Raw genomic sequence first — 14,882 nt, 5'->3', positions numbered from 1 at the left:
GACGTCCGGCCCGGCAAACCCCATTCTCCGGCGCGTGACGATCGTCGGCCTTCCTATCCTGAACCCCTCGACCCCGCGACGCGAAGCGATGCGCGCCGCGCTGGTCGCCAGCCTCGCGTTCCTCGGCATGGTGGGTTGGGCCCTCGCCGAGGCCGCGTTGCCGTTGCGCGACGGCCCCCTCACGGTTTTCACCTACGGGGTCCCGGGGATCGGCCCCAGGGCCTGGGGGATGGACCCTTCGGACTGGCACGGCCTCGCGGCCATTCCGAGCCGGCTGGTACCGTCGGTGGGCGCTTACGCGGCGATCCGGATTCTCGGCGTGGTCCTGATATCCGCGGCGGCGCTCGCCGTGATCCACCCCGGCGTCCTCCAGAGGCCCCGCCAGTACTTCCTGCCGCCGCTGCGCCGGGTGGTGGCCTACGCCTCGGCGGTGATCATCGGCGTCGGCGCGCCGGAGGCGATGTCCCGTCTCGGCGCCGCTCTCACCCCCGACATCACGTTCAATACGAACGTGGACATCGGTGCCGCGCTCCGGATCGGCGCCGTGTTCGTCGTCTTCTGCGCGTCCCTGTGGCTGATCGCGGGCCCGGGGGTGCTCAACATCCGCGCCTACCTGCGGTTCGGGCACGGCGCGGTCGCCGGACTCTCGATGTGGGGCGCGTGCTGCCTGGGTGTGCTGCTCGCCGAGCCGCTGCGCGCGCTGGGCGAGCTCGCGGCCGTGGGCAACGTCCTCGCCACGCTGGACGCGAGCCGAGGTGCGCCCGGCGGGACGTACGGCTGGATCCTCCTCTCCACCATCCTGACCTATGGGCTGGCGATGGGGATGGCCGGAGCCCTCGCGGTCGTTGGCGCGCCGCAGAGCCTGGGCCCGAAGAGCCGCGGCGGCGCCGGCGCCGCCGCCGCTGCCGTTCTGGGGCGGGTCCTGCTCGCTGGGTGGCGGACCTCGGCCGGCTCGCGCCAGCGGGTCTCCGAGGCCGCGCCCGACGTGGTGGAGTCCCTCGGCCTCTCGGTGAGCGGCCCCGCGCGGCCCATCGTGCTGCTGATGGGGGCGGAAGACGCGCGCCGCCGAGTGCCGGCGAGACAGGCGCTGCTCCCGCGCTCCCTCGCCGCCGACTGCGCCCCATCACCCGCGTACGCCGACCGACCGCTGCCGGCCGCCTCGGAGGCCAACCTCGCCGCGCTCGACCGCTGGCTCGGCGCGCACCATGACGAGGTATCCGCACTGGCCGCGCGGGCCGTGGGCTGCCGCGTCGCCATCCTGGCTCGCCTGTTTCGGACCGAAGACGCGCGAACGCAGATCTTCGGCGACGCGGCGCCCGCCCTGGTCGGCGCCTTCGCTTTCCGCCTGGGGCTGAAGGGCATCGAGACGTTCTCAGGAGATCCGGCCGCCGCGGCCTGGGTCCGCGCACTCCGCGACACGGCCCGCTACGCCGCGACCGCGGACTGGCGCGAGAAGCTCGAGCGTCTCGCCGCCGGACCACCTGCCGTGACCGCCCCCGAGGTGCGGGGCCGCCTCGCCGCGCCCGACCCCGCGGCCTGGCGCGTCGCACTCGTCACCGGGGCAGAGCCGGGCACCGACCCCTGGCTGCTCGCCCCGCGAACCGACGGCCTCGCCCTCCAGAACATCGTTCGCACGGCCACGCCGAGCGCCTTGGGGGACTTCACGTTCCGCGACGTGCCCGCGGGGCGGTTCCAGCTCGCACTGCTCGCGCCGGAAGGGACAGCGCCCGAACGCCTTCGGGGCCTTTCGGTGGCGGGCGATCCTGGCCAGTTTATTGTCGCCGCGGCGAGCCGCCGCGATCTCGGCACCATACGCATCAGCTACTGAGCCGTCACCAGGGCTTTCCACCGGAGTCGCCATGACCCTTGCCGATCTTCCCGTCCTCAACCCCTCTACCCCGGGCCGAGAGGCCAAGCGTGCCGCCATCGTCGCGGCGCTCTTCCTCGTGTTCGGCGTCCTCTACGCGCTCGCGCGCGCCGCGGCCGCGGTGCCGCCAGACCTCTCCGCTTCCACGGAAGTGGTCTTCGGCTTCGCGTTCCCGCGTGGATGGGGCATCGCTCCGGCGTTCTGGAGCGGTCCGGCGGCGTGGCCGGGACGCCTCGCGGCGGCGGGGCTCGAGACGACACTGGCGGTGACGGCCACGGTGATCATGGCGATCGCCCTCGTGGTGGTGATGCACCCCGACATCCTCTCGCGCCAGGGGCCGCAGTACGTCTCGCCCGCACGGCGAATCACGACCGTTGCGATCGCGTTCGCCCTCGCGTTCCTGCTCTACCGGGGCACGCTCGACATCGACGGCCTCTTCTCCACCGACCTGGCCCAGGACCCCGACAAGGCGCGCCGCCAGCTGGTGGGAATGGGCGCGATCTCGGCAGTGCTCTTCGGCGGAATCTGGTCGTTCGTCGGGCCCAAGGATTTCGGGCGACGCATCCCGCTGCGCATCTCGCACGGCGCCCTGGGCGGCATCGCCGTCTGGGCCGCGGTCGCCTTCGCCACGCTCCTCTCCAGCGAGCCCCGGAGCTTTCTCTCCAGCTCGGCCGACACCTTCTACACTCTCTTCACGATCGACGCGGCGGGCGGCAGCCCCGGTGCGACCGCTGGATGGTCCGTCTCGTCGGACGTGCTGACGGCGGGCGTCGCGATGGCGGTGGCCGGCGCGCTCCTCGTCGTGACGGCGCCGCAGTCGCTCGGTCCGGGCAACCGCCGCGGCAGCACCATGGTAGGTGGGATCCTGGGCGCGTTCCTCGCAGTCGTCGCGCTCACCACCTACAACACGTCCACGCGCCGGGCCCAGGACGTGGCGGTGAGCGTCGTCGAGGTGCTGGGGCTCGACCGCACGGCGCCCACCCGCACCCCGATCATACTGGCTGGTCAGGACCTTCCAGAGTCGCGGCGGTTGGTGACGCGCACCCAGTCCTCCCCGACGACCACCGCGGACGACTGCGCCCATAGCGCGGGCGACGACCGCGTGCTGCCGGCGGCCACCCTGGCCAACGTGCAGAAACTGACCGCGTGGCTGGACGCGCATCGCGGCGAGGTGACCGGAACGTCCATCCGCGTCGCGAGCTGCCGCGTCGCGCTCCTGGCGCTGCGCTGGGACCCCGAGGCGGCCCGCGCGGGCGTCTTCCTGTTCGACCGTCCCGAGCGTATCGGCCCGATCACCTACCAATTCGCGATGTCCGGCCTCGGCAGCCCCAAGCCGGCGACCCTGAGCCGCATCCTCGCGGCGCTGGCGGACACCACGCGTTTCCAGCACGGAAGCGAGGCCGCGACGCGATTCGCCAACTACGCACGGCTCGCCGGCGACACCGCGTCCGAAGCGGCCTGGCGGCAGCGGGTGATCCAGCCGTCCGACCTCTCAACGCTCCGCGCTCGGCCGGCCTACACCGACGGCACGGTCAGCGGCCGCATCGTCTCGGTGCGCAGCGGGTGGCGGGTGGGGCTCATCGTCGCCGACGATCCGAGCACGGGGTTCGATCCCTCCACGCTCGCGCCGCGCACCGAGGGCTCGGTGCTCGCGAACATGGTGACTGCCGCCGACGTCGGGAACGACGGGCGATTCGCTTTCACCGGCCTGCGCGACGGCTACTACATGCTCGCGCTGCTCTCACCCGAGGGCACCGCCGTCGCCGACCTGACGAACCTCCAGGTCCGTGGGGATCCCGGCGTGTTCCGGCTCGATCCCGCCAGGAAGACGGTGGATGTGGGGGCGGTGACGGTGAACTACTGAATGATGTTGTGAGTGATGAGCGATGAGTGATGGGTGATCACCCATCACCCATCACGTTGTGCAAGTTCTTCCCCCCCGAACGTCCCCCTCTCAGAACCCCAACCGAGAGGTCTTGCATGTTCCGACGTCTGCTGCTCACCACCGCGCTGGCCGCAGGTACCGCCGGCGCCCTCAACGCACAGGGCTGGATCGAGATCGAGCGGCCGATCAGGCCGGGGATCGTCTCGGGCTCCGTCGTGCGCATCAGCTCCAACGTTCGCGCGCGCATCGTGGGCCGCGTCGCGAGCATCGAGGTCGAGGAGCAATTCCGTAATACCGGCGGCGGGATAGCCGAAGGTACCTACCTGTACCCGATGCCTGGCGAGGCCGTGTTCCAGAACTTCTCGCTCTGGATGGGTGAGAACGAGGTCCGCGGCGAGATGATGAACGCCGAGCAGGCGCGCGCCGTGTACGAGGAGATCGTCCGGCGGGTGCGCGACCCAGCGCTGCTCACGCTCGAAGGGCACGGGCTCATCCGCGCCCGCGTCTTCCCGATCCAGCCGGGCGAGACGCGCCGCGTCGTGCTCCGCTACACCCAACTCCTCCAGCGCAGCGGCGACGCGCTCCGGATGCGCTACGCCGTGGGCAGCCGGGACGCCGGCTCGGGACGCGGGCTGCTGAACGAGCCCGCCGGCCTCAGGGACAACTTCCGCTTCCGTGTCACGCTGCCCAACGCCGACACGTACGGCACCCCGTATTCGCCTACGCACGGGATCACGTCGCGCCGTTCGGGCGACGACCTGCTCGTCACCCTCGACTCCAACGCCACCGGCGACCTCGAGCTCTTCATCCCGATCCGTCGCGGGCTCGTCGGCACGAGTCTGGTCGCGCACGCCCCGGGCGGAGAGGACGGCTTCTTCATGCTGCTCGTCTCTCCCGCGCAGAGCGACGACGGCGCGGTCCTGCCGCGCGACCTCACGCTGGTCGTGGACGTCTCGGGCTCCATGTCCGGTGACAAGATCGAGCAGGCCCGAGCCGCGCTCCGACAGGCCCTGGGCACGCTTCGCCCGGCGGACCGGTTCCGGGTGATCAGCTTCTCGAACCGCGTCACCAACTTCCGCGACGGCTTCACCCCCGCGACGCCGGACAACGTAGCGGCGGCGCGGTCCTTCGTGGACCAGCTGGCCGCGGACGGCGGCACCAACATCGCCGGCGCGCTCGAATCCGCCCTTGGCGCGACCGTTGCCGAGGAACGGCTGCCGATCGTCGTCTTCATCACCGACGGCATCCCGTCGGTAGGCGAGCAGGCGCCGGAGCGCATCGCGCAGGCGGCGGGCGGCCGCATCGGCCGGGCACGCATCTTCACGGTGGGCGTAGGCAGCGACGTCAACACGTACCTGCTTGACCGCCTGGCGAACGAGGGACGCGGCACCGCCGAGTACGTGGCCCCCGACGCCAACGTCGAAGTGGCGATGGGCGGGCTCATGAACAAGATCTCGCGTCCGGCGCTCACCAACCTGCGCATCGACGGCGCGCCGGTCGAGCTGACGCAGACTTACCCCTCGCGCCTCCCCGACGTCTTCTTCGGCGAGGAGCTGGTGATCTTCGGACGTTACCGTGGCCAGGCCAACGGCCAGATAACGGTGATCGGCCAGCGCAACGGCCGCACCGAACGCTTCACCACCGACGCCGCCTTCCCGGCGAGCGAGGCCGACAACGCGTTCATCCCGCGACTCTGGGCGTCGCGGCGGATCGGCGAGGTGACGCGCCAGATCCGGATCGAGGGCTCCACCCCTGCGCTGGTCCAGGAAGTGCGCGACCTCGGCCTCAGGTACGGCATCCTCACCGAGTACACCTCGTACCTGGTGCAGGAACCGGTCACCTCCATCCGCGATATCTCGACGCGGCCGGTGATGCCCAACCAGGCGCCCTCGGCCCCGTCCCTCCAGGGCGGCGCCGGCCAGGCCCGGTCGCAGACCGGCGGCGAGGCGTTCCGCCGGGCGCGGGCGAGCTCGTCGATGATGGGCGCCGGCTCCCTGGCCGCCGCTGACCAGGCCGCCGAGGCGCGAATGGACGAGCTGGCAGGCCCCGCCGGCGCACGAGGGAACGTGCGGCGCGTGGGTGGCAAGCTGTTCGTGCGGATCGGCAACGTCTGGACGGACGCGACGCACCAGGACAGCTTGAGGGTGGTGGAAGTGGCCCCGTTCAGCGAGGCATACTTCCAGCTGGTGCGCGCGTTGCCGCAGATCGCCCCGTTCCTGAGCATCGGTGACGAGGTCCTGATCGCCGGCCGTCGCGCCAGCGTGAAGCTGACCGCGACCGGAGCCACGACTTGGCGGCCCGGCCAACTGGACGCCGTGGTGAGGGCGTTCCGGGGGGCGTAAACGAGCGACATAGGCGAGCTGTACAAGATGTATCACGGTTCGCTCGTCCGGCTGCTGTATCGCCGGACGGGCGACCGTGACCAGGCGGAAGACCTGGCGCAGGAAGTGTTCGTGCGGGCGATGGAGTCGCCGCCCCAGAACCCGAAGCCGTGGCTCTTCGCGGTGGCTTTGAACCTGGTGCGCGACGACGGCCGCCGCGCGATACGCCAGGAGCGGAAGCTCGAGCTGCTGAAGGGCGAACAGGATGGCGCCTCGGCCCCGGCCGCGGACCATGACATCGAGCGGGGCGAGAAGATCGAGGCGGTGCGGGCCGCGCTGGCCCAGCTATCGGAGAACGACCGCGAGGCCCTCTTGCTCAAGGCGGAAGGTTTCAACTACGATGAGATCGCGTCGGCCCTCGGCCTCAGCAAGGGCGCGATCGGCACGACGCTGGCGCGCGCGCGCCGCCGGTTGGTGGAGGCGTACCGCGCGAAGGGAAGGATGAAGGATGCCGCACGTTGACGACGGACAGCTGAACGCGCTCCTGGACGGCGAGCTCGCGCCCGCCGACGCCCGGGAGGTCGAGGCCCACCTGGCCTCCTGCCCTCTCTGCGGGAACCGGTTGGAGGAGGCGAAGCAGTTCCTCGCGGAGTCCGCCAGCCTGCTGGACGTGCTGGTGCCGCCGGAACGGCCCGCCGACCGGCCCGAAGCTGCGGTGCCGCTCGCCGGGGTGTCGGCCGGGCTGCCGCCGGCCACGCCGTCCGCCTCGGAGCGAAGGGTCTCCAAGACGGCAAAGGAAGTGGCGCTGGACATTGATGGGAGCACCCAGAAGAGCCCGGCGATCCGGCCGATCTTCCCGCGCGACGTCGAGCGGGTGACGCGGGTCGCCGACGAGCCCCTCAAACCGGCTGCGCCGCGGCGGCAGGTGGACTGGTCGCAACTCGCGTGGGCGGCGACGGTCGTCCTCGCGATGGGCGTCACCTGGATGTTGAACGAGCTGAAGCACGCCGGCGGCGCGCCGGCCGGCACCGCCCAGGTCGCGGTGAGCGATGGCGCGTCGCCCGCGACGGCCTCGCGCGAGCCGGCGGCTACCGGCTCGGTCGCGAGCGGCGTCGAGCGCTTGCGGGGCGCCGTCAAGCCGCCTACCGCGCGCGGGAACAAGCCCCTGCCGCCAAACCGCGCCGCTGAAGCAGCCCTCGACGCGATGCCGCTCGACCGCCCCGGCCCCGCCGGCGCCGCCGGCGCCGCTGGGGCCATCGGCGGCCGGAGTAACAGCGGCGATCTCGCCACGCGGGAACGCAGCGACCTGTCCGGCGCCGCGGGCGCGGGTACGGGCCCGGCAACTCCGCCCGCGGCCAGGCGGCAGGCGCCGGCCGCTCCTGCCGCTCCCTCCGCAGGAGCGCCCCTGGCACGATACGTCAGCCCCTCGCCGTCCCCCGGCGCGGAAGCCGCAGCGCGATCACCGACCCGCGCGCTGCGCCCGGCCGAAGCCGGGCGTTCCGAGGTGGCGATCACGACATTCAGGCGCGTCAGCCTCGATCAGGCCGCCCGGCGGCTTTCCGGCGCCATCCGCCTCATCGATGGACGCCCGTGGGACCACGTGGAAGTGGGGCCGGGCCGGCTCGTCGCCGGAGCGGACCAGGAGCGCGACGTGGTCCGCGTCTTCTACTTCGACGACCGTGGCCGACCGCTCACGCTCGACCAGCAGCGGATCCCCGCCCCGGCCGATACGAGCACGGAGACGCGCGGCGCGGCAGTGGAGGCGCTCGCCATGGCGCCCGGCGATACACTCGTCACTACGACGCCTGCCGGACTCACGAGGATCAGGTGGCTGGATCGGAAGTTCTTCTGGCTGAGTCTGGCGGGGACGATGGACGTGGATGAGCTCAGACTATTGGTCAATCGCGTGAGGTGACAGGAAACGCTGCCTTCCCGCTAACTCTCCGGCACCGTTCCGGCGGTGATGTGCTTCTGCAGCTTCTCGAAATCGGCCGCCCTGTCCTCCGAATTCAGATTCACCATCACGGCACCCGTCAGCCGGAACCCGCGCACATAGAGTGCCGTCAGGCTCGGAGCGTTGACGTCGGTCGAGCCGCGGATCTGCACACTGTCCGGGTGGTCCGTCTCGCCCAGCACGTTGATGGTGATGTCGAGCAGGTCGGAGAAGAACGCCGACTGGTGCGTGTACGGCTCGGCCGCGCCTGCCATGTTCCGCCCCGCCTGCTTCCCCTGGGCGAACGCGTTGTCCCAGTGCTCGAGCCGTCGCGGCTGCTTCGTCACCGGGTCGGGGAACCGCGTGATGTCGCCGGCGGCCCATACGTTCTTGCCCGCCGTCTCGAGCCGCACGTTCACGATCACCGCGCCCCGTTCGATGGAGAAGCCGGAGGTCGCGAGCCAGTCGGTGTTGGGCTCGGCTCCCACGCCGACGACCGCGACGTCGGCCGGGATCTGCTCGCCGTCGTCGGCGACCACCGCGGCCAGCTTGCCGTCCTGCGCCCGGAACCGGGAGACGCGGGTTTGGGTGCGGACCGTGATCCCCTGGCTCTCGAGGAGTTTCTGGAAGAACGCGGACAGCGTGGGGTCTGAGAAGCGCGGGTAGACGGTCGGCCCGATCTCCAGGACCGTGACCTCGGCGCCGAGATGGCGCGCGGTGGCCGCGACCTCCATGCCGATGAACGAGCCGCCGACCGCCACGACCTTGGTGCCCGGCTTGATGGCGTTACGCAGAGCGTAGCAGTCCTGCAACGTGCGCAGGTACAGCAGCCCCGGCGTGTCCGCGCCGGGCGCGTTGAGCTTGCGGGCCCGGCAGCCGGTCGCGACCAATAGCCGGTCGTAGGGGACGCGGTCGCCCGTTTCGAGCGTCACGCCCTGCTTGCCGAGGTGGACGGACTTGGCCGTCTGGCCCATCCGCACGGTCACCTTGTTCTTCGGGTACCAGGCCGCCTCGTGGACGCGGACTTTCTCCACCTGGTCCTTCCCGGCGAGGAAGGTCTTGGAGAGCGGGGGCCGGTGATAGGGCAGCTCGCGCTCGGACGTGAGGAGCGTGATCGGCCCCTCCTTGTCGAGCTCGCGGATGCCTTCGATGGCGCTCGCGGCTGCGAGGCCACCCCCCACGATCACGTACTGCGTTTCCGCCATGACCGCTGAACCGCCCGGAAAAGGTGCTCCAAGCTACGATGGAGCCCACGGATAGCCAAGACGGGCTGTGGACCCTCGCGCCCCCAATTCCGGTGACCCGTGTCACCGTATCGCACTGTGACGGCGCCCTTCCCTGACCCCCCAGCGGGCTGTAGAATGAACGACCCCCGTATGCCGACTGATCTGAAGTGTCCGAAGTGCAGCACGCCCGTGCCCGAGACGAGCCTATTCTGCTCGACCTGTGGGGCGGCGGTCACGGATCCCGGCGCGAGCGGGCCCGGCGACCGTCTCAGCGACTCGGGAGCCATCCAGCTCAAAGTCCTCCTTCTGGAGGAGACCAAGGGCGAGTACGAGATCGCGGATGAGCTGGGCCGCGGGGGGATGGCGGTAGTCTACAAGGCGCACGAAGTGCACCTTGCGCGCGATGTCGCCATCAAGGTGCTGCCACCAGAGTTGACGTTCGGAAAGGGCGCCATCGAGCGGTTCAAGCGCGAGGCGAAGACCGCCGCCGCGCTCGATCACCCGAACATCATCCCCATTTACCGCATCACCCCGGGCGGCCGGCTGTTCTGGTACGCCATGAAGTTCCTCGAGGGGCGCTCCCTCGCGGACATCCTCGAGACCAAGGGCCTGCTGACGGTCACCGAGACGGTCGGCATCCTCGAGCAGGTCGCGGAAGCCCTCGACTACGCGCACCAGCGCAGCGTGATCCACCGCGACGTGAAACCCGGCAACGTGATGCTCGACGCCCGCGGCCGGGTGATCGTCACGGACTTCGGGATCGCGAAAGAGCTCCATAGCGGCGCTCTCACTGGGTCGGGCGCGATCCTCGGGACCCCTTATTACATGTCGCCGGAGCAGTGCCGCGGCAGCGCAACTCTTACGGGCGCCGCGGACCAGTACTCGCTCGGCATCATGGCCTACCAGATGCTGAGCGGGCACCTCCCGTTCGAGGCGGAGTCGGCCATCGACCTCCTGCACAAGCATTGCATGGAGCCGCCGCCGCCGTTGGAGGCCCTGCTGCCGTCGCTGCCGAAGCACGTGATCGAAGCGGTGAATCGCGCCGTCTCCAAGAAGGCCGACGAGCGGTTCCCGACCGTGACTGCGTTCATCAACGCGATGAAGGGCGCGCCGAGCGGCGACGAGGCGACGCTGATCATGCGTCGACGTCAGTCGATGAAGGAGCGGCTCAACACGCTGGTGACGGGTGGCCACGCCAAGCCGTCGACGCTGAAGAAACTCGGCGGGATCGCGGTGGGCGTCGTCGCGGTGGGCGGACTGGTGGCGGGGAGCGTTTGGTTCGCTACGAAGCTCATCACGGGTGGCCAGGATGGCAGCCCGTCGACGGTCGTTCCCACTCCGCCCCGAGACACCCTCGCGGTGGCTTCGCCGCCCGTGCCGGCCGCGCCCACAACGGGACAGCTGGTCATCGATGGCCTGCCCACCGGGGGCTCCGTAGCCATCGACGACCGCGACACGACGGGCACGAGCTTCCTGATGCTGCCGGGGCCGCACGTCGTGCGGCTCGCGGCAACGGGTTTCGAGCCCATGGTTGACTCGTTGACCGTGGCGGCGGGCGACACGAACCGGGTGCGGTTCGCGGCCCGGCGTCTTCCGGCCCCGCCTACAGCCGCAGCGACCAGCGCCGCGGCCGAGCGCCGTCGGCTGGACAAGGCGCGCCTCGACTCGGTCACGAGGGCGAACCGCCTGGCTGCCTCGGCGCGCTCTGACTCGGTGAGGAGGGCCAACAACACGCGCGACTCGCTGGCCCGCGTGGTCTCGCGGGCGAGCCGTGACTCGATCGCACGGGTCACCGCCGCTGCTGCGACCGCTCGACGCCCGGCACGTGACACGACCGCTCGAACAGCTCCCGCGACGCGCGACACGCCGGCGGCGAGCCCGGCGGCGGGCGCAGGCATGGGCTTCGTGCGCGTGACGGTGGCGGGCGGCTGGGCCAGTATCCTCGTGGACGGCACGCCGCGGCGCCAGGGGACGTCATGGGCGGACTCGCTCCCGGCGGGACGGCATGTCATCACCGTGCTGCGCGACGGCTTCACCGCCGAGCCGGCCTCCCGCTCGATCACGGTGCGCGCCGGGCAGGAGCGGGCCGTCACCTTCGCCATCCGTCCACGGAGCACCCCGTGAGGCTGAGGCACGCGCGCGCGCTGCCCGCAGTCCTCATTCTCGGTCTTCTCCTCCTCACTCAAGCGAGGAACCTGCGCGCCCAGCGCGCGCGTGATTCCCTTCGGGCCGGCCACGCCGCCTACGACCGCGCCGATTTCGCCAGCGCCGCGCACCTTCTCGCCGTCGGGCTCGACCCCGCGGCGGGCCCGCGCGACACCGTTTGGATCAGCGGGGTCCACAAGCTGACGGACGCCCTCCTCGAGCTCCAACGCGACACGCTGTCGGGACTCTGGCTCCGCTGGGCCAACCGCGTGGCGCCCGGCTTCCCCGTGGACTCGAACAACTTCACGCCGCGCGTGACCTCCGCCATCCTGGCGGCGCGCGCCGCGATCCGTGCCGTGCCCGACGACAGTCTGGTCGAGACCACCTACCAATTCACCGGTGAGACATCGCCCGGCCGCGGGGCGCTCAGGGTCCAGCGCGGCACCGTGAACTTCCTCGCCGTGATCGACACCACGGCCACGGTGCTGCCCGACGAACGGATGACGCTCGCCGCCGGCATCCACACCGTCCGCGTGAACGCCGACGGCTACCGGTCGGTGCGCTTCGCGCGTGAGGTCCTGCCCGGCGTCACGACCATCGTGCGGGTGCGGCTCTCGCCCCCCGGCCCGGCCGTGACGGCCACGACGCCGGTGGCCCCCGCGGGCACCGTGGGCGGTCCAAGTTTGAGCGCCGGCGGCGCGACGACCTGCTCGGCCTCCCCGAGCGGAGCGACGTTCTGCTGGGGCTCCAACGCCGCCGGCCTCCTCGGCGCGGGAATCACCGACATCATAGGCACGCCCGCGCTCGTGGCCGGCCAGCTCTTCGTGACCGTGAGCATCGGACCGTCGCACGCCTGCGGGCTGACCCGCACTGGGACCGCGTTCTGCTGGGGGACCAACGCATCCGGGCAGCTCGGCAACGGGCAGACGGCCGGCAGCGCGTCGCCGGTGCAGGTCTCCGGCCCCCAAGCCTTCCAGGCCATCGCGGTCGGCGCATCGCACAGCTGTGGTCTCACACCCGCGGGGGCCGTGTCGTGCTGGGGCGCCCACGGCGCCGGACAGCTCGGCAACCGCGCCGCCACCGGCCGCAACGTGCCGTTTGCGGCGGCGCTGCCGGCCGGCGTCACCTTCCGTTCCATCGTGGCAGGCGGCTCCCACACCTGCGCGCTCACCGCGGCCGGCGCAGCCTGGTGCTGGGGATCGAACACCGCCGGCGAGTTGGGCACCGGCACCACGGCGAACGCCGGCGCCCCGGCCGCTGTCATCGGCGGAGTTGTGTTCAAGGCGCTCACCGCCGGCGCGAGCCACACGTGCGGACTCACGCGCGAGGGCGCGGCGCACTGCTGGGGCTCGAACGCGAGCGGGCAGCTCGGAGCCGGCGCGACGCCGTCGAGCCCGAGGCCGGTCGCGGTAACCGACGGGTTGGTGTTCCAGAGCCTCCAGGCTGGCGAGTCACACACTTGCGGCATCACCACGAGCGGCGCGACCTACTGCTGGGGCGCGAACCGCTCGGCCCAACTCGGCAACGGGCAGACGGCCGACAGCCAACGTCCGGTGCTGGTGGTGGGCGGCCTCACTTTCGCGGCGCTAGCGGCGGCGACGGCGCACACCTGCGGCGCGACCGCCGAAGGCGTGGTCTACTGCTGGGGCGACAACGCGTCGTCGCAGCTCGGCGCCGCCGCGGGCCGGACGAGCGTCGCTGCGGTGCCGGTCCTCACGCGGCCGGCGGCACAGGTGGCGGGGCGCACGGCGGCCCCGGTCAGCGCGTGGACGGCGCAGCGCATCCCGTCGCCCGTGCGCCTCGAGCGGGTCTGGGCCGCTCCCTCCGGAGACCTCTTCGCGGTGGGCGAGCGCGGCACGATCCTGCGCTCCACGGACGGGACGACCTGGACGCCGATGTCGAGCGGCTCGAGCCTGCCGCTGTGGAGCGTCTGGGGCGCGTCGGCAACGGACGTCTTCGCGGCGGGCGAGAGCGGGACGGTGCTGCGGTTCGACGGGCGCGCGTGGACCCCGGTGCGCACCGGAGATGCCGGCGAGGCGATCTACGAGTTGTGGGGCACGGAAGCCACATGCGTGTACGGCGTCGGCCGGCGCGGTCTGGTCGTCAAGTTCGACGGCTCGAGATGGCGCCCGATCCCGTCCGGCACGACGCAGGACCTCTGGAGCGTGTGGGGCGCCTCGTGCAACGACGTCTTCGCGGTGGGCACGGGCGGGACGATCCTCCGGATCGACGGCACGGCGGCGCGGGCAATGCCCAGCGGAACCACCCAGTTGCTGGAGGCGGTCTGGGGCACGTCGGCCACCAACGTCCTAGCGGTGGGGGACGGCGGGACGGTAGTGCGCCTCAGCGGCGGCGCGTGGGGCGCCATGCCGGGCGTGACGACCCAAAGCCTCCTCGGCGTCGCCGGCACGTCGGCGACCGACGCGTACGCGGTCGGCGCCGGTGGCGCCGTCCTGCGCTTCAACGGGTCATCGTGGAGCCCGATGACGAGCGGGAGCACGCAGACGCTGTGGAGCGTGGCGGCGAGGGCGGACGGGTCGGTGTACGCATCGGGTGACGCGGGCACGATCCTCCGCGGGACGAGAGAAGTCGCATCCGTGACGATCGCGGCGCTGCGCGAAGACTTCGAGGACGGCAACTACAGCGGCGGCCCGGCGTGGACCACCGACAGCGCCGGCGCGGGCGTTCGGCTCGAGGTCGCGGGCGGCGAGGCACACGTGGCCAGGAGCGGCTCGCGCGGCGTCGTGGGAACGGCGGGGATCTCCCTTCCGCTGCCGGCCCGCGTCACGCCCACGACGGCGATCCAGTTCGACGTCAAGGTGGGTGCGAGCGGCGTGCCGGACGGCTGCGGCCTCAACTGCGCGGCCTTCCCTGCCACGGTGCGGGTCCGCGTGCGCAACAACAACCAGACCGAGTCCGAGGTCTGGTACGCCTTCAACGACGACGGCGGGCGCAGCCAGAATCTCGGCAACGTCGTGATCGTGGCGCGTAGCGACGCCCCGGCCAACCAGTGGCTGCGGAACCAGCGGTTCGTGATCCGCGAGGCCCTGCCCCGCGCCGACTCCATCATCCAGGTCTCTCTGGGAGGAGTCGGCACCGACTTCGACGGGTGGTACGACAACGTGCTGCTGCCCGCACCGATTCTCGCGGGGGTAACGGTCGCGCCCCACACGATCACCATCGACCAGGCCGGCGCCACGCGCCAGCTCGTCGCCACCGCGCGCGACTCCGGCGGCGCTCCGATGACCCTGCCGCAGCCGGCAACCTGGACTAGCAGCGACACCGCGGTGGCACAGGTGACGGCGGCGGGGCTGGTGATGGGGCTAGCCGGCGGGACCGCGACGATCCGGGCGACGGTAGGGCAGATGAGCGGCACAGCGACCGTCACCGTACGGCTCCCCGCCCGGCCGGGTCGGCGGCCGGTCCGGAGGCCGTAGGCGAGCAGTACCCTGTGGAGCCAATGACTAACGGCTAGCTTCCAACGGCCACCGGCTAACGGCCTACC

Annotated in this window: 8 protein-coding genes; 7 read left to right on the top strand and 1 reads right to left on the bottom strand. The window is 71.7% G+C overall.

Annotated features, from left to right (window positions below; all coding sequences use genetic code 11):
- Positions 1-34 precede the first annotated feature (34 nt).
- The 5 genes from Q8Q85_03225 (at position 35) to Q8Q85_03205 (ending at position 7,988) form a co-directional block, all read left to right on the top strand.
- Positions 35-1,828, top strand: coding sequence for a hypothetical protein (locus Q8Q85_03225; protein ID MDP3773257.1), 1,794 nt, complete (start codon positions 35-37; stop codon positions 1,826-1,828).
- A gap of 31 nt (positions 1,829-1,859) precedes the next feature.
- The gene (locus tag Q8Q85_03220) at positions 1,860-3,731 is read left to right on the top strand and encodes a hypothetical protein (GenBank protein ID MDP3773256.1); all 1,872 of its coding nucleotides are present in this window, start codon (positions 1,860-1,862) and stop codon (positions 3,729-3,731) included.
- A gap of 116 nt (positions 3,732-3,847) precedes the next feature.
- Positions 3,848-6,094, top strand: a complete 2,247-nt coding sequence (locus Q8Q85_03215) for a VIT domain-containing protein (protein ID MDP3773255.1) — start codon at positions 3,848-3,850, stop codon at positions 6,092-6,094.
- An 18-nt stretch (positions 6,095-6,112) separates the two neighbouring features.
- Complete coding sequence (locus Q8Q85_03210; protein ID MDP3773254.1) at positions 6,113-6,595, top strand: sigma-70 family RNA polymerase sigma factor; 483 nt, start codon at positions 6,113-6,115, stop codon at positions 6,593-6,595.
- The gene (locus Q8Q85_03205; GenBank protein ID MDP3773253.1) at positions 6,582-7,988 is read left to right on the top strand and encodes a zf-HC2 domain-containing protein; all 1,407 of its coding nucleotides are present in this window, start codon (positions 6,582-6,584) and stop codon (positions 7,986-7,988) included. The genes Q8Q85_03210 and Q8Q85_03205 overlap by 14 nt, the downstream gene beginning before the upstream one ends.
- Positions 7,989-8,008: 20 nt before the next feature.
- Here the strand turns inward: Q8Q85_03205 and Q8Q85_03200 are convergent, their stop codons facing one another.
- Positions 8,009-9,211: an FAD-dependent oxidoreductase gene (locus Q8Q85_03200; GenBank protein MDP3773252.1), complete on the bottom strand. Its 1,203-nt coding sequence runs from the start codon at positions 9,209-9,211 to the stop codon at positions 8,009-8,011.
- Positions 9,212-9,382: 171 nt separating this feature from the next.
- Between Q8Q85_03200 and Q8Q85_03195 the strand changes: the two genes are divergently transcribed.
- Both Q8Q85_03195 and Q8Q85_03190 read left to right on the top strand, forming a co-directional pair.
- Positions 9,383-11,356 carry a protein kinase gene (locus Q8Q85_03195; GenBank protein ID MDP3773251.1) on the top strand — a complete coding sequence of 658 codons (1,974 nt, stop codon included), beginning with the start codon at positions 9,383-9,385 and terminating at the stop codon, positions 11,354-11,356.
- Complete coding sequence (locus tag Q8Q85_03190) at positions 11,353-14,814, top strand: Ig-like domain-containing protein (protein ID MDP3773250.1); 3,462 nt, start codon at positions 11,353-11,355, stop codon at positions 14,812-14,814. The genes Q8Q85_03195 and Q8Q85_03190 overlap by 4 nt, the downstream gene beginning before the upstream one ends.
- Positions 14,815-14,882: the final 68 nt, after the last annotated feature.

Source organism: Gemmatimonadales bacterium (assembly GCA_030697825.1).
Lineage (GTDB): Bacteria > Gemmatimonadota > Gemmatimonadetes > Gemmatimonadales > JACORV01 > JACORV01.
This window is presented reverse-complemented; position numbering and strand designations above follow the sequence as displayed.